This window comes from Streptomyces sp. B21-083, from assembly GCF_036898825.1.
In the GTDB taxonomy this organism is placed as follows: domain Bacteria; phylum Actinomycetota; class Actinomycetes; order Streptomycetales; family Streptomycetaceae; genus Streptomyces.
This window is the reverse complement of sequence record NZ_JARUND010000002.1, coordinates 3,261,280-3,281,406: the sequence shown is the minus strand read 5'-3', so window position 1 is coordinate 3,281,406 and position 20,127 is coordinate 3,261,280. Positions and strand designations below refer to the sequence as shown.

Genomic DNA, 20,127 nt, shown 5'->3' with positions numbered 1-20,127 from the left:
GCCGCTCAGCCACTGCTCATCTACCGCTCACTTGGCGCCCAGAGCCGTCCGCAGCGCTTTGAGGTTGGCTTGCATGACCGCGATGTAGTCGGTGCCCCGGGACTTCTTGGTGATGCCCTCCAGCGGATCGAGGACGTCCGTCGTGAGGTTCGCGTCCTCGGCGAGGGTCTTCGCGGTCTTGTCGGAGACCAGTGTCTCGTAGAAGACGGTGGTCACTCCGTCCGCCTTCGCCTCCTGCTGGAGTTCCTTCATCCGTGCGGCACTCGGCTCGCTGTCCGGGTCCACACCGGTGATGGCCTCCTGGGTCAGGCCGTAGCGCTCGGCGAGGTAGCCGAAGGCCGCGTGGTTGGTGAAGAACACCTTGGTCGCCGTGTTCTTCAGGCCGGTCTCGAACGAGGTGTTGAGCGAGGTCAGCTTCGCGGTCAACGTCTCGGTGTTCTTCTTGTATTCCGCCGCGTTGGCCGGATCGGCCTTCTGGAAGGCGGCGCTCACACCGTCGGCGATCTCGGCGTACTTCACCGGATCGAGCCAGACGTGCGGGTCGAGGCCGGCGGACTCCTCGTCGGATGCCCCGGAGTGTGCTTCCTCACCCTCGTGGCTGTGCCCGGTGCCGTCGTGCTTCTCAAGGGTGGTGAGGGCCGCCGCGTCGATCTTCGTCTTCGCCTCGGACTGCGACACCGCCTTGTCGACGGCGGGCTGGAGGCCCTTGAGGTACAGGACCGCGTCGGCCTTCTGCAGGTCCACGGTCTGCTTGGCGCTGATCTCCAGGTCGTGCGGCTCCTGGCCGGGCTCGGTCAGCGTGCTGACGGAGACATGGCCGCCGCCTATCTGCTCGGCGAGGTACTGCATCGGATAGAACGACGCCACGACGTCGAGCTTGCCGCCGCTGTTCCCGGCGGCGCTCGAATCCGAGGAACAGGCGGACAGGGCGCCGAGGCCGAGCGCGGTGGCCGCCGCGATCGCGGTGCCCGATATGAGTCGTCGTACGTTCATGACAGTCATTTTCAATGATTCTGGAAACGATTGTCAACAAGCGGGCTTTTGGGACACGGATCGGACACGGATCGGGTGCGGGCAAGGCCCGTGACGGGAACCGATTTGATTGGGGGGCGGGCCCCGCCGGTAACCTGAGTCATTCGCTCTGAAGCGCATCCGCTTCCGCTCGTCCGGAACGCGTCCGCTTCATCGCCTGTCGTCGTAATCGTCGTAATGAAGAGAGCACCGTGGCCGCCGACAAGATCGACACCATCGTCAGCCTGAGCAAGCGCCGTGGCTTCGTATTCCCGTGCAGTGAGATCTACGGTGGCCAGCGCGCCGCCTGGGACTACGGGCCGCTGGGTGTCGAGCTCAAGGAGAACCTCAAGCGTCAGTGGTGGCGCTACATGGTGACGTCGCGCGAGGACGTCGTCGGCATCGACTCCTCCGTCATCCTGGCCTCCGAGGTCTGGGTGGCCTCCGGTCACGTCGCGACCTTCTCCGACCCGCTCACCGAGTGCACCTCCTGTCACAAGCGCTACCGCGCCGACCACCTGGAGGAGGGCTACGAGGCCAAGCACGGCCGTGCGCCCGCCAACGGCCTCGCTGACATCAACTGCCCCAACTGCGGTAACAAGGGCCAGTTCACCGAGCCCAAGCAGTTCTCCGGTCTGCTGTCGACGCACCTCGGCCCGACCCAGGACTCCGGTTCGGTCGCCTACCTGCGCCCCGAGACCGCCCAGGGTATTTTCACCAACTTCTCCCAGGTGCAGACCACTTCGCGCCGCAAGCCGCCGTTCGGCATCGCCCAGATGGGCAAGTCGTTCCGCAACGAGATCACGCCCGGCAACTTCATCTTCCGGACCCGCGAGTTCGAGCAGATGGAGATGGAGTTCTTCGTCAAGCCGGGCGAGGACGAGAAGTGGCAGGAGTACTGGATGGCGGAGCGCTGGAACTGGTACACCGGCCTCGGTCTCCGCGAGGAGAACATGCGCTGGTACGACCACCCGGCCGAGAAGCTCTCGCACTACTCCAAGCGCACCGCCGACATCGAGTACCGCTTCCAGTTCGGCGGCAACGAGTGGGGTGAGCTGGAGGGCGTCGCCAACCGCACCGACTACGACCTCAACGCCCACTCCAAGGCCTCCGGCCAGGACCTCTCCTTCTTCGACCAGGAGGCAGGCGAGCGCTGGACGCCGTACGTCATCGAGCCCGCGGCCGGTGTCGGCCGCGCGATGCTGGCGTTCCTCCTCGACGCGTACATCGAGGACGAGGCGCCCAACGCCAAGGGCAAGATGGAGAAGCGCACGGTGCTGCGCCTCGACCCGCGCCTGGCGCCGGTCAAGGTCGCGGTCCTTCCGCTGTCCCGCAACCCCGAGCTGTCCCCGAAGGCCAAGGGGCTGGCCACGGCCCTGCGCCAGAACTGGAACATCGAGTTCGACGACGCGGGCGCCATCGGCCGCCGTTACCGGCGCCAGGACGAGATCGGTACGCCGTTCTGCGTGACGGTCGACTTCGACACGCTCGACGACAATGCGGTGACGGTTCGCGAGCGGGACACGATGAAGCAGGAGCGCGTGTCGCTGGACCAGATCGAGGGGTACCTTGCCCAGCGTCTCGTCGGCTGCTAGGTCCTGCTGACCGGGCGGGGGTCTGGGGGCGCTGCCCCCAGGCCCCCGTTTCGGCCTGAACGGCCTCGTCCTCAAACTCCCCCAGAGGGGGGACCCCCAGACGGGCTAAAATGGTTACCCCGCCGTCGGGTCCACCGTCGCCTGGTGCTCCTCGGCGAGGTGTTCCTCCGCCTTCAGCCAGGGCAGGAACTGCACCTTCTTCCGCCAGCCGCACGTGTCGCAGCTCATGACGCGGTGTGCGCCGGTGCGCTGGACATGAACCACGTGCTCGCGGCCGTGCTGGTCCCAGCGGCTCACCTTGCTCGTGTTGATCTGCAACATGACCTCATGACCTCTCCGCTGTCCAGGGGATGCGTGCAGCAAGGAGTTTGCAGCAAGAGCAACATCAACAGGGGGCGGCTGTGTGAAGAGTTGAGACAGCCGCCGGGTCCTCAGGGGTCGGCGCCGGGGGCGATCAGGCCCGTCTCGTAGGCGAGTACGACCGCCTGGACCCGGTCGCGCAGCTCCAGCTTCGACAGGATGCGGCCGACGTGTGTCTTGACGGTGGTCGGGCTCAGGAACAGCCGTTCCGCCAGCTCGGCGTTGCTCAGTCCCGTCGCCATCAGCCGCAGCACCTCCAGCTCACGGGGTGTCAGGCCCGACAGGTCGGCGTGCCGGGCGGGGGCCCGCGAGGGTTCCTGGCGCTGGGCGAAGCGTTCGATCAGGCGGCGGGTGATCGAGGGGGCGAGCAGGGCGTCGCCGGCCTGCACCAGGCGTACGGAGGCCACCAGATGCTCCGGGGTGACGTCCTTGAGGAGGAAGCCACAGGCGCCGGCGGTGAGGGCTTCGTACACGTAGTGGTCGAGGTCGTAGGTGGTGAGGATGACGACTCGGGTGCCCCCGGCCTCCGGGGCGTCGTCGGCGAGGATCCGCCGGGTGGCCTCGATGCCGTCCATGCCCGGCATCCGGATGTCCATGAGGACGACGTCGGGCCGGGTGCGCCGTACGGCGGCCACGGCTTCGGCCCCGTCCGCAGCCTCGGCCGTCACCTCGATGCCGTCGGCGGCCAGGATCATCCCGAAGCCCGTACGGACCAGCGCCTGGTCGTCGGCGATGACGGCACGCAGCGGTGGGTGCTGCGGACGGTGCCGATGGTGTGGGTCGTGTTGCTGATTCTGGTTCACGGGGTCCGCCACGGGACGTCGGCCTCGACGCGGTAGCCACCGGCGAGGGTCGGGCCGGCGGTGAGCGTTCCGCCGTACACCGCGAGCCGTTCACGCAGCCCGATCAGACCCCGGCCGTTGCCGGTCCCGTCATCTCTGCCGTCTCTGCCGTCTCTGCCGTCTGTGCCACCGCTGTCGCCTTGCGGCGACGGGGAGTTGGGAGTGGTGGCGCGGGTGTTGCCGACCTCGATCTGGAGGCGGTCGTCCGTCCAGCCGATCAGGACGGAGGCCTCGGCGCCGGGCGCGTGCCTGATCGTGTTGGTCAGCGCCTCCTGCACCACGCGGTACGCCGTCAGGTCCACCCCGGGCGGCAACGGGTCGGGCGGCAGCGACACCGCGACGACGACCGGTGTCCCGGCGCCGCGCACCCGCTCGGTGAGGGCGTCGAGCCGGTCCAGGCCGGGCTGCGGCTCCAGGCCGTCGGCGGGGGTCTCCTGGGGGCCGGTGCCGGTGCCGGTGTCCGGGGCGGCCAACAGGCCCATCACATGCCGGAGTTCGGCCATCGCGGCCCGGCCCCCGGCCTCCACCGCGAGCAACGCCTCCTTGGACCGCTCGGGCGCCGCGTCCATCACCTTGCGGGCCGCCCCGGCCTGGATCACCATCACGCTCACATTGTGGGTCACCACGTCGTGCAGCTCGGCGGCGATCCGGGCCCGCTCCTCCGCGACCGCCCGCCGCATGGCCTCCTCCTGCGTCCGCTGCAACCGCGCGAACCGGTCCCGGTCGGCCGCCAGCCGCCGCCGCCAGAAACGGACCAGACCGGCCAGCACCCCGGCGACCAGCAGCACGACCCCGGGGCTCGACCAGCCGGGAAGCAAGGGCTCCGCCCGCTGGAACGCGAGACCGGCCAGGAATGCGCCAACGCCCATCGCGGCCATGGCCCCCGCCCGGAAACGGCTGTGCGCGACAGCGCTGTAGGCACCGATGACGCAGGTCAGCACGGTGATCCAGGAGGCCTCGTCGCCGATGAGCACGGCGGCGCCCAGCACCACCCCGAACACCGCCAGCGGATACCGGCGCCTGGCCAGCAGCGGCAGCGCCGACAGGACCACCAGCGGCCAGGGCGCGACGGAGCCCTCGCCCGCCACCAGCGACGGACGGGGTGTGGGCGGGACGGACGGGACAGGCAGGGCGGGCGGGGCAGGGGGCACGACCTCGGCCCCCGGCACGTGCGTGCTCACCCTGGCGCCCCCGTACTCGGTCGACGGGAAGAAGCGCACCGGGCCGTCGCCGGGATAGCGCACCGCGACGATCAGCGCGACGACGGTCAGTACGACCGCCAGCGCCAGGTCCGTGCGCACCGCCCGCCGCGACAGCGGAGCGGGTTTCGGCTCCGGCCGCAGCGCGTCCCGCAGTTGCTGACGCCAGTGGCGCGTGCGCCGGTACTCCGTCTCCATCGGCACATTGTGCGGCCGGACCGCCCGACCTGGGTCTCTCCGCGCCGAACGGCCCAACAAGCCGTCCCTAAGGCGTACTTCGCTGGGATGACCCCACCGCCGAATCCTCCGCCGGGAGGGCAGGACGTCGGTGTCGCGGCCGACGCGCCACACCCACGCCCGGCCCTACGTTCGCCAGGACCGGCAACTTCCCGCTCGAACCGACCGTAGGGACAGGCGAGTTCATGACCCAGGTGATCCAACTGGAGGACGTGGCCAAGCGCTACGACAGCGCGGGCAGGCCCGCGCTCGGGCCGCTCACCCTCTCCGTCGAACAGGGCGAGGCCCTCGCCGTGACCGGCCCCTCCGGCAGCGGCAAGTCCACCCTGCTGAACCTCGTCGCCGGCCTGGACCGGGCGACCGAGGGCACCGTGTCCGTGGCCGGCCGACAGCTCGGCGACCTGAACGAACACGCGCTGGCCCGGTTCCGCCGCGAACAGATCGGCATGGTCTTCCAGTTCTTCAACCTGCTCGACGACCTCACCGTCATCGACAACATCCAGCTCCCCGCCCAACTGACCGGAACCGCACGGCGCGAGACGGCCGCCCGCGCCGGGGAGCTCATGGAGGTGCTCGGCATCCAGAAGCACGCCCGTGCCTATCCGGGGCGCCTCTCCGGCGGTGAACGCCAACGCGTCGCGGTCGCCCGCGCGCTGGTCAACCGGCCCGCCCTGCTGCTCGCCGACGAGCCGACCGGTGCCCTCGACACCGCCTCGGGAGAGGACGTACGGGAGCTGCTGGTGGAGCTGCACCGGGGTGGGCAGACCATCGTGCTGGTCACACACGACCTGGCGCTCGCCGAGGCGTGCGCGAGCCGGACGATCCACCTGGTCGACGGTCACCTCGCCCTCGACACCCGGGCGGAGGCGACCCGTTGAAGGGCTTCGGAAAAGCCGGAAACGCCGGAAAAGGCGGAAGAGTCGGGAGAGGTGGCGCGCTCGGCCGGGTCGTACGGTCCGGGGTGGGGCGGCGGCGGGTGCAGACCGTGGTGATCGGCGTGGCCACGATGATGGCCGTGGCCTCGTCGGTGGTCGCAGGGTCGCTGATCGTCGCCGCGAACGCGCCCTTCGACCACGCGTTCGCGCAGCAGCGCGGCGCGCAGCTGACCGTCCAGTTCGATCCGGCCAGGGCGAGTACGGAGCAACTGGCGGCCACCGGGGAGCAGCCGGGCGTCACCGCGAGCGCGGGACCGTACCCGGCGACGTCGATCCGGCCGGTGGACGCGAGGGGCGGCCACCTGCCGACGCTGACACTCGTCGGACGGTCCGGTCCCCGGGCCGACGTGGACGATCTGGACCTCAAGTCCGGCCGCTGGGCGGCGAAACCGGGCGAGATCGTGCTCAACTCGTCGTTCTCCGGCCCCGACCTGCAGCTCGGCTCCACCCTCCGCACCTCGGACGACGCGGCCAGCCCCGCCCTGACGATCGTCGGCTTCGCCCTGTCGGTCAGCAGAACCGCCGACGCGTGGGCGACTCCCGCCCAGGCCAGGGCACTGGCGTCGGCCAAGACGCCCCTCACCAGCCAGATGCTCTACCGCTTCGACTCCGCCAGGACGGAGCGACAGCTCACCGCCGACCGGAAACAGCTCGCCGCGGCCGTACCGTCGGGCGCGCTGCTGGGCAGCCTGTCCTATCTGGAGACCAAGCGCGACGCCGACCAGGGCGCGGCGCCGACCATCCCCTTCCTCATCGCCTTCGGCGTCCTCGGCATCGTGATGTCGGTGATCATCGTCGGCAGTGTGACCAGCGGCGCCGTCGGATCGAGTCTGCGCAGGATCGGCATCCTCAAGGCCATCGGCTTCACCCCGCGCGAGGTCGTACGCGCCTATGTGGCCCAGGCGTTGATCCCGGCCGCGGTCGGTATCGGGCTGGGGGCCGTCCTCGGCAACCTGCTCGCCGTACCCCTCCTCGACGACACCGAGCAGGCGTACGGCACGGCCACGCTGAGCGTGACGTGGTGGGTGGACGTCGTGGTACCGGCCGCCGCGCTGCTGGTCGTCGGGACGGCCGCGCTGGTGCCCGCACTGCGCGCCGGGCGGCTCAGTACGGTCGAGGCCATCGCGGTGGGCCGGGCCCCGCGCCCGGGGCGCGGCCAGTGGGCACACCGGGCGGCGGGACGACTGCCGCTGCCCCGGGCGGTGACGTACGGCCTCGCGAGCCCCTTCGCGCACCCCGTCCGTACGGCCGCGATGCTGCTCGCGGTGGCCTTCGGCACCATCGCGGCGACCTTCGCGGTGGGGCTGACCGCGTCCCTGACCGCCGTCGGCGCCGCGGCCGACCCGGAGGGGCGGGCGGCGGTCACGGTGTTCGGCGGCGGCGGACCGGCGACGGGCCCAGGCGAAACCGAGGCCCCGGCCGCCGATCCGGCACGCCTACGCGCCGCCGTCGAGGCGCAGGAAGGGACCGCCTCGTACTACGCCATGACCCGGGACGACGCCTCCGTGGCCGGGGTCACCGGCTCGGTACGCATGGCCCTCTACCAGGGAGACTCCCGCCCCGGGAGCTACGAGATGGTCTCCGGGCACTGGCTCGACGGCGCGGGGCAGGTGGTGGTCGGCTCGGGCTACCTGGAACGGACCGGCACCGAACTCGGTGACACGGTGCGGGTGACCTACGAGGGGGACACCCGCACCCTGCGGATCGTCGGCGAGGCCTTCGACACGTCGAACGGCGGCACGGGGATCCACGGTGACCTCGCCGACTTCCCGGCGGCCCAGCCCCGGATGTTCCTCGTCGAGGTGAAGCCGGGCGTCTCTCCCACCGAGTACGCCACGAAACTCGCCGCCGTGGTGCGGCCGTTGGGCGGCGACGCCATGGCCAACGCCCCCTCAGGACACGGCAGCCTCGTCATCGTCCTGGAGTCGATGGCGGCACTGCTCACTCTCATGCTGGTCTCGGTGGCCGGCCTCGGCGTCCTCAACTCCGTCGTCCTCGACACCCGGGAACGCGTCCACGACCTCGGCGTCTGCAAGGCGCTCGGCATGTCACCCCGCCAGACGGTGAGCCTCGTCCTCGCCTCGGTGGCCGGCATCGGCCTACTCGGCGCCCTGCTGGGCGTACCCGCCGGCTTCGCCCTGCACGGTTTCGTCCTCCCGGTAATGGGCCACGCCGCAGGCACCGAACTCCCCCCGTCCGTCCTCGACGTCTACACCCCCTGGGAACTGACCCTCCTGTGCCTAGCCGGCACCACCATCGCCCTCCTGGGCGCCCTCCTCCCAGCAACCTGGGCAACAAAAGTCCGCACGGCCACGGCCCTACGAACGGAGTAAGGGCCGGGACCCCCGGGCGGGGGCGGGGCCCTGGGCTGGGCGGGAGCAGCCCCGAAGGGGCGCTCCCGCCCAGGGGCGCGGGGAACTGCGCGACAAGCCACGACGGACGCGCACTCGCAAGCGAACTGTCAGCCCCGACCTCTGGGGCGCCTTCAGGGGCGCGGGGAACTGCGCGACAAGCCACAGCGCACCCGCACCCACAAGCGAACCGTCCCCCCTCGAGCTCTTGATACACCGGGCCGGAGGCCAGACGCCTACCCAACCCTCCGCGGCAACCGCAGACTGAGCAACGTCGTCAACGCGATACCCCCCACCTGCACCACCAACGTCGTCACCAGCGCACCCCGCATCCCCATCCCCGGCGTCAGCGAAAGAAACAGCGTGCCCAGCGTCGCCACCCCCAGCGCCAGCGCGGACTGCTGCGTGGTGACCATGACACCCCCACCGACCCCCGCCCGTCCCGGCTCGATCTCCGAGAGGATGATCCGGAAGAGCACGGGGAGCTGCAGCGCCTGCCCCGCCCCCGCGACCGCCGCTCCCGGCAGCAACTGCACCAGACCGAGGTCCGGCCAGGAACGCCACACCACGACGGCGATGAGCGTCACCCCCACCCCCTGGATCAGGCCGCCCACGGTCACGACCCGCGTGCCGTACCGAGCGACCAGACGCGGCCCGGCGAGCGAGACGGCGAAGAACGCCACGGCCATCGGGGCCAGCGCCATCCCCGCCTGCACGGGCCCGAGGCCCGCACCCCGCTGCAGGGCCACCGCGATCACGAACATGAACCCGCTGAAGCCGATCGAGAACGGCACGATCATCACCAGCCCCCGCCGCAGCGACGTCAGCGCGAAGAGAGTCGGCGGTACGAGCGGAGTGCGCCCCTTGCGGTCCGCGCCGCGCTCGATCGCCCAGAACGCCGCCGCCGCGAACGGGAACGCGGCCAGCGACAGCCACGTCCACAGCGGCCAGCCCGCCGCCCGCCCCTCGGTGAGCGGGGCCAGCAGCGTGATCAGGGCGACGCCCAGGAGGAGCGTGCCGGGGACATCCACCGGCTCCGGGTGCTGCGAGCGGGTCTCCGGGACCGTCCGGGCGGCCAGGATCAGGCCGAGCACCACCACCGGCACGTTCACCAGGAACACCGAGCGCCAGCCCGTGCCCGCGATGTCGGCGGCCACCAGTACGCCGCCGAGGATCTGGCCCGCGATCATCGACAGGCCCGCCGTCGCGCCGTACAGGCCCATCGCCCTCGCGCGGCGCGGGCCCGCCGTCGCCGACTGGATCGTCGCGAGCACCTGCGGCAGCATCGCCGCCGACGCCGCGCCCTGGGCGATGCGGGCCGCCACCAGGGTCCACGCGGTCGGCGCCAGACCGCAGGCCAACGAGGTGACGGCGAAGGCCGCCATACCGCCCAGGAAGAGCCGACGCCGGCCGAAGAGGTCGCCGAGCCGCCCGCCGAGGACGAGCAGGACGGCGTACGAGACCCCGTACCCGGCGACGACCAGTTCGAGGACGGCCTCGCTCGCCGAGAGATCCCGGCCGATGGTGGGCAGGGCGACGTTGACGATGAAGAAGTCGATGAGCGGGAGCGCCGCCCCGAGCAGCACGGTGAACAGTCCGAGCCCGCCGAGTACGGGTGGGCCGGCGGGAGAGCGGACGGTGGCGGTGGGTGGGGTGCTTGTGTTGGTCACGTCGACCAGCCTGCGCCGTCTCTGAGGGGGGTACCAGAGTGTCTTTATCCTGGTAGTAGGAGTACCCGGAAACAGGGTCGGGACTGAGGGAAAGCGGAGAGAGAGTGGGACTGTGACCACCATCGCCCAGGAAACCACCGCTCAGCAACGGGAGCCGCAGCGGCCCGGCGGGCGCGGATCGGAAAGCCGGCGCCACGAGCTCGCCGTCTTCCTCCGCAGCCGCCGCGAGCGCATCACCCCCGAGCAGGTCGGGCTGCCGCGAGGCCGACGGCGCCGAACGCCGGGGCTGCGCCGGGAGGAGGTCGCCCAGCTCTCCGCCGTGGGCGTCACCTGGTACACCTGGCTCGAACAGGCCCGCGCCATCCAGGTCTCCGAACAGGTGCTCGACGCCCTCGCCCGCACCCTCCTGCTCGACCCGAGCGAACGCGCCCACCTCTTCCAGCTGGCCGGAGCCGTCGACCCCACCCCCGCCGCGAGCTGCCCGACGATCACCCCCGCCATCCGCGAACTGCTGCGCGCCCTCGACCCCATCCCGGCCTGCATCCAGAACAGCCGGTACGACATCCAGGCGTACAACCGCACGTACAGCCGTCTCATGGGCGACCTGGACGCCGTACCGCCCGAGGACCGCAACCTCATGCTCCTCGTCTACACGAACGAGGAGTGGCGCTCGTCGGTCGTCCTGCTCGAAGAGACGATGCGGGTCATGGCGGCCAAGCTCCGGGTCCAGCAGGCCGCCCATCTCGGCGATCCCGCCTGGAAGTTGATGCTCAAGCGGCTGCGCACCCGGTCCCCGGAGTTCTGTGCGATCTGGGAGCGGTACGAGGTGGTCGCCGCCCGAGGCAAGACTAAGCAGTTCCGCAATCCGTACGTCGGTCTGCTCACCGTCGACCACACCGACCTCTGGCTCGCCCCGGAACTGGGCACCCGCCTGGTGACACTCGTCCCGACGGACGAGGAGACACGCGAGCGCCTGGAGAAGCTGTACGCGATGGCCTTGAGCGGGGATTGGGGGGAGGCCAGGAGGGAGTAGCCGGGGTGCCGGTCGGGAAGGGGCGGTAGCCGACCGGATTCGGTCGGAAACTCGCCCCCAGCACGGGGAATCCGACAGTCGGCCGCGACCCGGCTACCCACACCACCGGCTCACTTCGCCGTACGCGCCCCCGCCACACCTCGCACGCCCGTCTCCCCGCCCCCGTCGGCGCCACCATCGGCGCGCGAACCACCCACACTCCCGCCGTCCCCGTCCGCTCCGTCCTCCAGGCGCCCGGCGGCCCGCTCCGCCGTCTTCCGGGCCCAGCCGCCGGTCGTGACGGCACCCAGGATCAGTACGGCCAGCCCGCAGCCCGCGATGATCCACCAGCCGGGCCGCGACGCGGCGACGAACACCTCCCTGTACGGGCCCGACCCGATGCCCGACGCCAGCACCGCGCCGATCACCGCGACCCCCAGCGTGCCGCCGGTCTGGCGGCTGGTGGAGGCGACCGCTGCGGCCACCCCGGCCTGGGCTCGGGGCATGCCCGAGACGGCCGTGTTGGTGATGGGCGCGTTGACGAAACCGAAGCCGAGGCCGAACAGGAAGTACCCCATGACCAGCGTCACGTTCGACGACTCCGCATCGAACCCGGCGAAGAGGACCCCACTCGCGGTGATGGCGACCCCGGCCGTGAGGAGCGGGACGCGCGGGCCCCGGCTGCCGACCAGGCGCCCCGAGATCGGCGCGCAGACGAAGCACATCACCGCCATCGGCAGCATCCACAGACCCGCGTGCAGCGCCGACAGCCCGCGCACGTTCTGCAGGTACAGCGTCGACAGGAACAGGAACCCGCTCAGCGCCGCGAACGCGCTGACCGCGACCACGGTCGCCCCGCTGAACGGCACCGACCGGAAGAACCGCAGGTCGATGAGGGGTTCGGCGCGCCGGGGCTCGTAGTACAGCAGCCCGAGCAGCGCGGCCAGGGCGACCGTCCCGAAGGCGAGCGTGTGCGAGACCGGTGAGCTGGGCGCCTCGATGATCGCGTACGTCAGGGACCCGAGCAGCGCGATGACCAGGACCTGGCCGACCGGGTCGGGACGGCGGGCCTTCGGCGCCCGGGACTCCGGGACGTACCGCAGGGTGAGCAGGAGCGCGGCGAGGCCCACCGGCAGGTTGATCCAGAAGATCGAGCGCCAGCCGACGGAGTCCACGAGCAGGCCGCCGATGATCGGACCGGCGGCCATGGATATGCCGACCACCGCGCCCCACACGCCGATCGCCCGGGCCCGCTCGCGCGGGTCGGTGAAGGTGTTGGTGATGATCGACATGGCGACCGGGTTGAGCATCGAACCGCCGACCGCCTGGATCATGCGGAACACGATGAGCGAGTCGAGGTTCGGAGCGAGCGAACAGAGCACCGAGCCGAGCGTGAACAGCACCAGCCCCGTCAGGAAGACCCGGCGGCGGCCGATCCGGTCGGCGGTCGAGCCCGCCAGCATGAGCAGCGAGGCCAGCACGAGCGTGTACGCGTCGAGCGCCCATTGCATACCGGCCACGCTCGCGCCCAGGTCCTTCTCCATGGAGGGCAGCGCGACATTGAGCACGGTGACGTCGAGGCTCACGATCAGCAGGCTCATGCAGCAGATCGCGAGCACGAGCATGCGGCGGCGGGGACTCAGCTCGGACATGCGGTCCATAGTACGCCTAACTAACGACTTTGGCTGTACTCCGTTCGGTGCGCGAGAATGGCGGGATGTCCACGCCCGTCACCGCGCCCGTCATCCCGCCCGTCACGGCCCCCGCAAGCCTCCTCCGGATCGGCCCGCACGCTGTGCGACCGCCCGTCGTCCTCGCCCCCATGGCCGGGATCACGAACGCGCCCTTCCGCACCCTGTGCAGGGAGTTCAGCGGAGGTAAAGGCCTGTTCGTCAGCGAGATGATCACGACCCGGGCGCTGGTCGAACGCAACGAGAAGACCATGCAGCTGATCCGCTTCGACGCGACGGAGAAGCCGCGCTCGATCCAGCTGTACGGCGTCGACCCCGCGACCGTCGGCAAGGCCGTCCGCATGATCGCGGAGGAGGGCCTCGCCGACCACATCGACCTCAACTTCGGGTGCCCCGTCCCGAAGGTGACGAGGAAGGGCGGCGGCTCGGCCCTCCCGTACAAGCGGAACCTGCTGCGCGGGATCCTGCGCGAGGCGGTGTCCGGCGCCGGGGACCTGCCCGTCACGATGAAGATGCGCAAGGGCATCGACGACGACCACATCACCTACCTCGACGCCGGCCGCATCGCGGTGGAGGAGGGCGTGACGGCCATCGCGCTGCACGGCCGCACCGCCGCCCAGCACTACGGCGGCACGGCGGACTGGGACGCGATCGCCCGTCTCAAGGAGCACGTCCCCGAGATCCCCGTCCTCGGTAACGGCGACATCTGGTCGGCCGAGGACGCGCTGCGGATGGTCCGGGAGACCGGCTGCGACGGAGTGGTGGTCGGACGCGGCTGCCTCGGCCGACCGTGGCTGTTCGCGGACCTCGTGGCCGCCTTCGAGGGGCGTACGGACGCCATCGCCCGCCCGTCCCTCCGTGAGGTCGCCGACATCATGGTCCGGCACGCCACGCTGCTCGGTGAGTGGATCGGGGACGAGGCGCGCGGGGTCATCGACTTCCGTAAGCATGTCGCCTGGTACCTGAAGGGCTTCGCGGTCGGCTCCGAGATGCGCAAGCAACTTGCCATCACCTCGTCCCTGGAGCAACTCCGCTCCGGCCTCGACGAGTTGGACCTCGACCAGCCCTGGCCCCTGGGCGCCGACGGGCCCCGTGGCCGTACGTCCGGCAACAACCGGGTGGTGCTGCCGGAGGGGTGGCTGAAGGACCCGTACGACTGCGCGGGCGTGAGTGAGGATGCGGAGGTGGACACGTCCGGGGGGTGAGGTTCCCCTCGGTGGCGTCGTCGGCTGCGGGGCCGTCGTGGCTGGTCGCGCAGTTCCCCGCGCCCCTTCGCGGCGCTTACGGGTGCGGTGTCGAGCCGTACGCCGTGAGGAACTTGTCGCGGAAGGCGCTCATCTTCCAGACCGGGGCGTCGTGTGCGGGGCGCAGGCCGTCCGTCCAGTTCCAGTCGGCGATCTTGTCGAGGATCTTCGGGTCCTTGGCCACGACCGACACCGGCACGTCACGGCTGGCGTTGGTGCCGCTCACCCGGGACATGGGCTGGTGGTCGCCGAGGAAGACGAGGACGGTGTCGTCGGTGCCGTACCGGGTCAGCCAGTCGATGAGGCTGGTGACCGAGTACTGGATCGACTTGCCGTACTCCGCCTTGGCCTCGGGGCCGTTGTAGAGGACGTCCTTGGGGTCCTTGCCCGCCTTCTGGATGGCGTTGAAGACCGTGCCGTCGCCGAGCTGGTCCTGCGGGACCGTCTTCGGAAGCGGCGCCCAGGGCTGGTGGCTCGACGTCAGGATGATCTCCGACATCAGCGGCTTGGCCTGCTTCCTGCCGTGCTCCAGGCGCTGGTAGGCCTCCAGCGTGTACTGGTCCGGCATGGTCGACCAGCTGAACTTCGGTCCCTTGTAGCCGAGATCCTTGGACGCGTAGTTCTTCTCCAGGCCGTAGAACTTCGCCTCGGGCCAGCCCTTCTGCACCCCGGGCATCACCCCGACCGTCCGCCAGTCGCTGGTGCGCCGGAACACCTCGGGCAGGGTGAGGCGGTCGCTGTTGACGAGGGTGCGGTAGCGCTGCTGGTTGTTGATCCACAGGCCCGACAGGAACGTGGAGTGGCCGAGCCAGCTGTTGCCGCCGTACGTCGCCGAGGTCAGCCAGCCGCTCTTCGCGGCGAACCCGGCGTTCGTCAGGGCCTGGGTCTGGTCGGCGAGCGTCTTGTCCACGCCGGGCGACATGATCGGGTCCTCGATCGCGCTGCGGCCGTAGCTCTCGATGAACGTGAAGATGACATCTTTGCCGCGCAGGTCAGGCACCAGCTGGTCACCGGGCGTCTTCGCGAACGGGTCGTTCTTCGCCAGCTCCTTGAACGCCGCCTCGTCGTGCAGCGTGTCGCTCACCCGCCGCGCGTGCACCTTGACGACTCCGGCGGTGTGGTCCGACGCGATCGGTACCCCGCCGACCGTCAGGCCGAGGGACATACAGGTGATCCAGACGGTGCCGGCGATGAGCGTCGCCTTGGTGGCGACGGTGTTGTGGCGGGCGAGCACGTTGCTGAGCCGCACGGTCGCGAAGGCCGTCCCGACGAGCAGGAACAGCACGAGCACGATCACCGCGAGGGTGGCGGCGAGCGAACCGGCGGTGCCGAAGGAGTCGGTGAGGTACGACTGCGCGTCGCTCAGCAGCGCCCAGTCGAGCAGCACGTTGAAGTGCCGGCCGAGGAACTCGACGAACCCCATGTCCAGCAGGTTCACCACGGTGACCACACCGAGGAAGGCGCCGACGGCCGCTGCCGTGATCACACGCGGCCGGCGCGGCATCGCGAGCAGCACGACGGCCGCGACGATCGCCTCCGCCGGGAGCCGGAGGAACTCCGAGATCCGCAGGTTGCCGAAGGTGTTCGGCATCTGCAGCGAGACGAGCACGAGGAGCACGGAGAGAGCGGTCACCGCCCAGCTGAGGTTACGAGCGGCGACGGGACGCCGGGCACGCCAGCCGGCCTTGGGAGCCGCATCCTGGGCCTCGGCGGCCTCGGCGGCCTCGGCGGCCTCGGCGGCCTCGGCGGCCTCGGCGGCCTCGGTGGCCTCGGCGGCCGTGGCGGGCTTGCTGTTGGGTGCCTTGGTTGCCTCGGCGGGCTTGACGGGTGCTTCGGTGGCCGTGGCCGGGGTCGGCTCGTCGGTGGGCTCGGTGAGCCTTGCGGCGGATGCGGATGCGGATGCCGACGCGGTCGAGGCTTCGGTCGCCGGTTCGGGCTCTGTCTCGGCCGCCGGGTTACCGGTCGCTTCTGCGGCCGGTTCCCCGACCGCCGGTTCGGCCGCCGCCTCCGTCGCCGGTTCAGCCTCGGCTTCCGCCACCGGTTCACCCTCGGCTTCCGCCGCCGGTTCAGCCTCGGCCTTCGCTGTCGGTTCGGCGTCCGCCGACGGCTTCACGTCCGAGTCCGCCGTGTCGGCTGCGGCCGTTGCTTCAGCAACCGAGACGGCCTGACTCTCGGTGTCGGTGTCAGCAGCCTCCGGAGACGGTGTCCCGGTCGGAGGCAACGCTGCCGACACCTCTGCCGGCGTCTCGGAAGATCCCTCGGGGGTGGCGTCCGTCGATGGGTTGGTGCGAGTGAACTGAGGCACCCCGGAGGTCCTTCCGTGTGAAGCCGTGCAGGGAGCGGCGGACCCGGCTCGGGAGCCGAGGTCCGCCGCCATCCCGTACGGCGGGCCCTCGGCCTCCGTTCAGCCTTCGCGTCCAAGCACCCGGCAAACACCCGGCAAACGCCTCGCCAAGCTGCCGGTCACACGCCTCGTCGTACGTCCGGTCAGGCGCCCCCGACCGCCGTGAGCAGCGCCAACGGGGCCGCCGCCGACCGGGACTCCCGTACGCACGCGTGCGGGTACGGCACCGGCTCGCCGTGGGTGTCGCGGCCGTAGCCGGCGAGAACCTCGGGGAGACGGTGGCCGGTGGCGGTCGCCGCGTCGACAAGGGCGTGGGCGACCGTCCGGGCCTCGTCGTGCAGGCCGTACCGGGCCAGGCCCAGGGTGATCAGGGCGTTGTCGTGGGGCCAGACCGAGCCCCGGTGGTAGGAGAGGGGGTGATAGGCGGGCTGGCCCGACGCCAGTGTCCGTACGCCCCAGCCGGAGAAGAAGTCCGGTTCGAGCAGGCGCCGGCCGACCTTCTCGCCGTACTCCTTGTCGAGCAGCCCCGACCAGAGAAGGTGTCCCGCGTCGGAGGCCAGCGCGTCGACCTGGTTGCCCTCGCCGTCGAGCGCGAGGGCCGGGAAGGAGTGCTCCGGCATCCAGAAGTCCCGCTGGAAACGGTCCCGGAGGTCGGCCGCCGCCTGTTCGAGGAGAGCGGCGTACACCTGGTCGTCCCATACCGTGCGGGCGAGTTGGGCGGTACGGCGCAGGGCGTCGTACGCGTAGCCCTGCGCCCCCGCCGCCATCACCGGGCCGCTCGCGCGGGTGCCGTCGGCCGAGCAGATGGCGCCGGGGGAGTCCTTCCAGTTCTGGTTGGCCAGGCCGCCCTGGTCGGCCCGGTAGACCAGATAGCCACGGGAGGTCAGTCCGCCGTGGTCCAGCATCCAGCCGATCGCCGCACGGGCGTTGGCTTCGAGCCGGCGGGCCAGAGCCGTGTCGCCGGTCTGCTCGACGTACGCGCCGAGGAGCACCAGGAACAGCGGAGTCGCGTCGACCGAGCCGTAGTAACGCCCGTACGGCACCTGCCCGAAGTGCGCCAGCTCGCCGTGCCGTACCTCGTGCACGATCTTGCCCGGCTGGGCCACGGAGTCGGGGCCCACCTCGGTCGCCTGGGTCGCGGCGAGTGCCGGGAGGGTGGCGGCGGCGAGCTGGGGGCGGTAGGGGAGCGCGAAGAGGGAGGTGAGGAGGGCGTCGCGGCCGAGGAGGGTGAGGAACCAGGGCGCGCCGGCGGCCGGTACGCGCAGTTCCTCGCCGTCCGGTCCCGTCGCGGGGACCTGGAGCGACGCGAGGTCGCAGAGGCCGCGTGCGCAGGCAGCCGCCAGCTCGGGCCAGCCGGTGGGGAAGGCCACGCCCTCGACGAACTCCCCTTCCAGCGCGAGGAGTTGATCGTTGGCGGCGGCGGGTGAGGCGGGGACCAGCGGCTCCTTGGCCGCGCCGTGCGGACGGGCGGCGACGCGCAGCGTCAGTTCCGCCGAGCCGTGCGGTTCGAGGTCCAGGGTCCAGACGAGGCGCCGGGCGCCGGTGCCGGTCTCCTCGACGCCGTCGGGGGCGGGCTCGGCGGTGACCGTCGTGGAGGACCGCCACTCACCGCGCCGGTAGCTGAACTCGACGCCGTCGTCGAGGACTTCACGCCCCCGGACGGCGCCGGACTTGACGTACGTACGGTGGTCGGAGCGCAGCTCGAACTGGTCGGTGAAGTCGGCGTCGGCGGTGACCGCGATCCGGACCGTCACCGGCACCGGACGGTTGCTGGTCACCCGCAGCGACTCGACGAACGCGCCGTCGCCGAGGGCCTGTTCACGGAAGAGTGTGTAGGCGGGCGGTTCCTGACGGCCCCCGCGCGGGACAAGGACGCAGCGTGCGGTGTCCCCGTCGGCGACCGGGCTGAGCGTCTCGGGCAGGGCGCCGTCGACGGTGAGCTGCCAGCGGCTCAAGTGCCGTGCGTCGCGCACGAACAACCCGTCGGGCTGGCTGCCCCCGCGTACCCCGCTGATGTCCCCGCCGTCACCCACGGCCGCGAACGTTCCGCCGTGCACGAGCAGATGATGCCGGTCCGTCATCGCCGCTCCCCTCCCTGGTCACTCATGCCGAACACCTTGCTGATCTCGCTGTCCTCGAAGGGCTGTCGGTGGAGCAGGTCGAGGGTGAGCGCGGCGGTCCAGCCGAAGCCGAGCGCCCCGCAGGCCTCGCCGGTGTACGGGTCCACGTACTCCGCGAAGTCGGTCGCGTCGGCGGTCTCCAGCAGGGCCGTGCGCAGCGCGTCGGCGTGCGCCCGCTCGCCGTGCTGCCGCAGCCCGCGCTCCACCAGCCACCCCGTGTTGAACCAGGCCGGCCCGCGCCAGTAGCGGTGCGGGTCGAAGGCCTCGCCGAGCAGGTCGTAGGACGGTACGAGGCGGGCGGCGCCGCCGACCTCGAAGTGCGGTCCGCGCGCGGTACTGACGAGGGTGGCGGCGATGTCCCGGGGCAGCGTGGGCAGGAGGAGGGGAATGAGCCCGGAGACGCTCCGCTCGGGGACGAGGGCGCCCGCGCCGACGTCGCGGCAGAAGAACATCCCCTCCGCCGGGTCCCACAGCCGCTCCACCAGCGCCGCCGTCAGGCGCTCCGCGCGGGCGTTCCTGGCCGTCGCCGTCGCGCCCAACTCCTGGGCGATACGGGCCAGGGCGTGCTCCGACGCGATCAGCAGCGCGTTGAAGGAGGGGTCCTCGACGGCGAACCCGCCGGTGCCGTCCGCGTAGTCGTTGTCGCGGTAGTCCGTGGCCAGCCGTACGTACCGCCCGTAGTCCAGGTCGGTCGGCCGGTCCTCGGCGGCTCCGTGGTCGAGGTCCGCGCGGCGGAAGGAGCGGGCCGGGGCCGGGGTGACGCGGCTGAGCGGGGCGTCCCAGCAGGGGCTGTTGTCCATACCCTGTTCCCAGGGGTGCACGACCGACGCGAGGCCGCCCCCGCCCAGGTCGCGGCGGTGCAGCAGATAGCGGTGCCAGGCGGCGAGCCGTGGGTAGGCGCGGGCGAGGAAGCCCCGGGAGCGGGACAGGCCGGGGTCCGCCTGGTGCACCAGCCAGACGGCCAGCGCGTGCACCGGTGGCTGCACGATGCCGGACGTCTGTACGGTGCGCGGGGCGCCCGCAGCGCGCCCCGCGGTCGAGGAGCGCCAGAAGTCGGGGCTCGGGAAGTACGCGTCGAGCGGGACGGAAGGGTTGAACACGATGTGCGGGATCCGGCCGTCGCCCCACTGGGCGGACAGCAGCGTCTCCAGCTCCGTCTGGGCGCGCAGGGGCGACAGATGACGCAGTCCGATCGCGATGAACGCGGAGTCCCAGGACCACTGGTGCGGATACAGACCGCGCGAGGGGACCGTCGATGTGCCGGTCCAGTTGGCCTCCAGCACCTCGGCCGCCCTGGCGTGGAGGGTGCGGCGAGAGTGCGGGGCGCGAGGCGCGTGCGGGGCGTGCTGGGAATGTGTCGTCGCGTCCGGTTCGTATACGACGGAGTGCGCCTGGGCGTGGGCGCGGGAGGTCAGCTGGGCAGTGCGATCCACTCGGGGCTCCCCGAAGACGTTCGGCCCGACCGGTTCGGTCGGGCCACCGTAGAGTTACGTCTATTTAACACGCATAACTCAAT

Annotated in this window: 14 protein-coding genes; 5 read left to right on the top strand and 9 right to left on the bottom strand. The window is 71.2% G+C overall.

All coding sequences use genetic code 11. The annotated features are described in order from the left end of the window. Positions 1–27: 27 nt before the first annotated feature. The gene (locus QA861_RS38700; protein WP_334593488.1) at positions 28–993 is read right to left on the bottom strand and encodes a metal ABC transporter substrate-binding protein; all 966 of its coding nucleotides are present in this window, start codon (positions 991–993) and stop codon (positions 28–30) included. Positions 994–1,223: 230 nt separating this feature from the next. Between QA861_RS38700 and QA861_RS38695 the strand changes: the two genes are divergently transcribed. Further along, entirely contained in the window at positions 1,224–2,606 is a 1,383-nt protein-coding gene (locus tag QA861_RS38695; RefSeq protein ID WP_334593487.1) for a glycine--tRNA ligase, read from the top strand. 114 nt (positions 2,607–2,720) lie between these two features. On the opposite strand, the gene QA861_RS38690 is transcribed toward QA861_RS38695, so the two are convergent. The 3 genes from QA861_RS38690 to QA861_RS38680 all read right to left on the bottom strand — a co-directional run bounded on the left by QA861_RS38690 (position 2,721) and on the right by QA861_RS38680 (position 5,205). Next, entirely contained in the window at positions 2,721–2,927 is a 207-nt protein-coding gene (locus QA861_RS38690) for a hypothetical protein (RefSeq protein WP_235479257.1), read from the bottom strand. Between the two features lie 110 nt (positions 2,928–3,037). After that, positions 3,038–3,769, bottom strand: a complete 732-nt coding sequence (locus QA861_RS38685) for a response regulator (protein WP_334593486.1) — start codon at positions 3,767–3,769, stop codon at positions 3,038–3,040. Further along, entirely contained in the window at positions 3,766–5,205 is a 1,440-nt protein-coding gene (locus tag QA861_RS38680) for a sensor histidine kinase (RefSeq protein ID WP_334593485.1), read from the bottom strand. The genes QA861_RS38685 and QA861_RS38680 overlap by 4 nt, the downstream gene beginning before the upstream one ends. 224 nt (positions 5,206–5,429) lie before the next feature. On the opposite strand from QA861_RS38680, the gene QA861_RS38675 reads away from it, so the two are divergent. Further along, positions 5,430–6,122: an ABC transporter ATP-binding protein gene (locus QA861_RS38675; protein ID WP_334593484.1), complete on the top strand. Its 693-nt coding sequence runs from the start codon at positions 5,430–5,432 to the stop codon at positions 6,120–6,122. A gap of 98 nt (positions 6,123–6,220) precedes the next feature. Then, positions 6,221–8,512 (top strand): ABC transporter permease, encoded by a 2,292-nt coding sequence (locus QA861_RS38670; RefSeq protein ID WP_334593483.1) that lies wholly within the window; start codon positions 6,221–6,223, stop codon positions 8,510–8,512. 254 nt (positions 8,513–8,766) lie between these two features. Here the strand turns inward: QA861_RS38670 and QA861_RS38665 are convergent, their stop codons facing one another. Next, positions 8,767–10,200 (bottom strand): MFS transporter, encoded by a 1,434-nt coding sequence (locus QA861_RS38665; RefSeq protein WP_334593482.1) that lies wholly within the window; start codon positions 10,198–10,200, stop codon positions 8,767–8,769. A gap of 112 nt (positions 10,201–10,312) precedes the next feature. Here QA861_RS38665 and QA861_RS38660 point away from each other — a divergent pair, with 112 nt between their 5' ends. Beyond that, positions 10,313–11,233 (top strand): helix-turn-helix transcriptional regulator, encoded by a 921-nt coding sequence (locus QA861_RS38660; protein WP_443041632.1) that lies wholly within the window; start codon positions 10,313–10,315, stop codon positions 11,231–11,233. A 110-nt stretch (positions 11,234–11,343) separates the two neighbouring features. Here QA861_RS38660 and QA861_RS38655 read toward each other — a convergent pair whose 3' ends face one another. After that, on the bottom strand, positions 11,344–12,864 hold the full coding sequence (locus QA861_RS38655; protein WP_334593481.1) for an MFS transporter: 1,521 nt from the start codon (positions 12,862–12,864) through the stop codon (positions 11,344–11,346). Between the two features lie 65 nt (positions 12,865–12,929). Here QA861_RS38655 and dusB point away from each other — a divergent pair, with 65 nt between their 5' ends. Beyond that, positions 12,930–14,108: a tRNA dihydrouridine synthase DusB gene (dusB, locus tag QA861_RS38650; RefSeq protein WP_334593480.1), complete on the top strand. Its 1,179-nt coding sequence runs from the start codon at positions 12,930–12,932 to the stop codon at positions 14,106–14,108. Positions 14,109–14,184: 76 nt separating this feature from the next. Here dusB and QA861_RS38645 read toward each other — a convergent pair whose 3' ends face one another. The 3 genes from QA861_RS38645 to QA861_RS38635 all read right to left on the bottom strand — a co-directional run bounded on the left by QA861_RS38645 (position 14,185) and on the right by QA861_RS38635 (position 20,044). Beyond that, positions 14,185–16,185, bottom strand: coding sequence for an alkaline phosphatase family protein (locus tag QA861_RS38645; RefSeq protein WP_334594981.1), 2,001 nt, complete (start codon positions 16,183–16,185; stop codon positions 14,185–14,187). 449 nt (positions 16,186–16,634) lie between these two features. Next, positions 16,635–18,572, bottom strand: coding sequence for an amylo-alpha-1,6-glucosidase (locus tag QA861_RS38640; RefSeq protein ID WP_334593479.1), 1,938 nt, complete (start codon positions 18,570–18,572; stop codon positions 16,635–16,637). Further along, positions 18,569–20,044 carry an MGH1-like glycoside hydrolase domain-containing protein gene (locus QA861_RS38635; RefSeq protein WP_334593477.1) on the bottom strand — a complete coding sequence of 492 codons (1,476 nt, stop codon included), beginning with the start codon at positions 20,042–20,044 and terminating at the stop codon, positions 18,569–18,571. Before QA861_RS38635 ends, QA861_RS38640 begins: the two co-directional genes overlap by 4 nt. Between the last annotated feature and the right edge of the window lie 83 nt (positions 20,045–20,127).

Bases quoted from the DNA above. Each gene is read 5' to 3' on its own strand.
- QA861_RS38640 (WP_334593479.1), bottom strand. From the start codon at position 18,572: ATGACGGACCGGCATCATCTGCTCGTGCACGGCGGAACGTTCGCGGCC.
- QA861_RS38655 (WP_334593481.1), bottom strand. From the start codon at position 12,864: ATGTCCGAGCTGAGTCCCCGCCGCCGCATGCTCGTGCTCGCGATCTGC.
- QA861_RS38675 (WP_334593484.1), top strand. From the start codon at position 5,430: ATGACCCAGGTGATCCAACTGGAGGACGTGGCCAAGCGCTACGACAGC.
- dusB (WP_334593480.1), top strand. From the start codon at position 12,930: ATGTCCACGCCCGTCACCGCGCCCGTCATCCCGCCCGTCACGGCCCCC.
- QA861_RS38690 (WP_235479257.1), bottom strand. From the start codon at position 2,927: ATGTTGCAGATCAACACGAGCAAGGTGAGCCGCTGGGACCAGCACGGC.
- QA861_RS38700 (WP_334593488.1), bottom strand. From the start codon at position 993: ATGAACGTACGACGACTCATATCGGGCACCGCGATCGCGGCGGCCACC.
- QA861_RS38680 (WP_334593485.1), bottom strand. From the start codon at position 5,205: ATGGAGACGGAGTACCGGCGCACGCGCCACTGGCGTCAGCAACTGCGG.